This is a genomic window from Thiolapillus sp. (assembly GCF_048562965.1).
In the GTDB taxonomy this organism is placed as follows: domain Bacteria; phylum Pseudomonadota; class Gammaproteobacteria; order Chromatiales; family Chromatiaceae; genus Thiolapillus; species Thiolapillus brandeum_A.
In genome coordinates this window covers 1-1,165 of the sequence record NZ_JBHNMF010000896.1, presented here as the reverse complement: position 1 = coordinate 1,165, position 1,165 = coordinate 1, and the positions used below count along the sequence as shown (strand labels likewise).

Here is a 1,165-nt window from a genome sequence, read left to right as displayed (position 1 = left end):
GCCTATTGCCGCATCTCCAGTTACCTGCAGACCATGGCAAATCAGGGATACAATCCGCTGGTCGCCATTCAAATGGCCTTTTCGGGACAGCTCTATGCTGATAGGGGTGAGTAGTTACGGTGGAACAATGTTGCTTACTCTAAACTCTAGGCTCAAAGAAACGCAGCCAAAAACAGGAATCTTCGTGATCTGGCCGTCATCGCGTAAAATACCTGGCATGGACAGCCAGACGAAAACCCTCATCCAGCTCAATGCGCCACAGCTTCTTTATCTGTGGCGACTGGCCTGGCTGTGCCAGATCGCGGCGTATGTCCAGCAGCAAAGCACCAAGCCGACAACAATAGAGCCAAAACCGCTTCAAGAGAAAAAATCTCCAGAACAGGAATGCATCAAGGAAAAACCGTATGTAACTGTCTGTTGCATCAAGAAAAAATGGTCATCGGTACGACGATGCACGTCAAGTGTACCCATCTTCGCAAATGGGGCATTGAGTGGCTCTTTTGGTTATCTTTACAACTTCTGGTCGCAACGTTTGGCAGGTAACTACTCTCCCCCGAACGTAAATGTGGATGCCGAGACCATTAAAGATATTGCGGGCTACACTCCGATCGTGGATAACGCAATTTCTGCATACGATACTATCATTGCAGGGATCGATGGAGATTGGGAAGGTGTTGCTTGGGGAGTAGCCGGGACATTAGGTGGCGGCTGGTTGAAGGGGGCTAAGTTTGCTGCAAGGGGTTTAGGAAAAATTGATCCCAATAAACTAAATCATGTATTTGGGCAAGAAAAGCACAGGCTAGGTCAACTGCTGGATAAGTTTGGCGGCAATCAAGAAAAAGCATATCGAGCTTTGGATGATGCAGCTCAGCAAGCTCTTATGAGTGGAAAGCTAAACATCAAGAATGGCATCAATACTCAAACGCGAGTTAATGTTAACGGCGTCGAAGTCGATCTGGTTGGAGGTCGTGTTGTAAATGGGAGGTTCCAAATTGGTTCCGCTTCAAGGAGGGATATTCCATGATAAACTCCCACGAAATTAATGAATTCGAAAGAGCAGTAATCGAACATATTATTGAAAAAGAGGCACCAAAATATAAAAAACATTTGCCGTATCTATTGGTAGACAGGCGCGAGAATACAGGCTCAGGTATTTATGTATATT

At 46.0% G+C, this 1,165-nt stretch carries 1 protein-coding gene; it reads left to right on the top strand.

Going from position 1 to position 1,165, the window contains the following annotated elements; translation table 11 throughout:
• The first annotated feature begins 94 nt into the window (after positions 1-94).
• Positions 95-1,024, top strand: a complete 930-nt coding sequence (locus ACOCD2_RS20995) for a hypothetical protein (RefSeq protein WP_293702022.1) — start codon at positions 95-97, stop codon at positions 1,022-1,024.
• Positions 1,025-1,165: the final 141 nt, after the last annotated feature.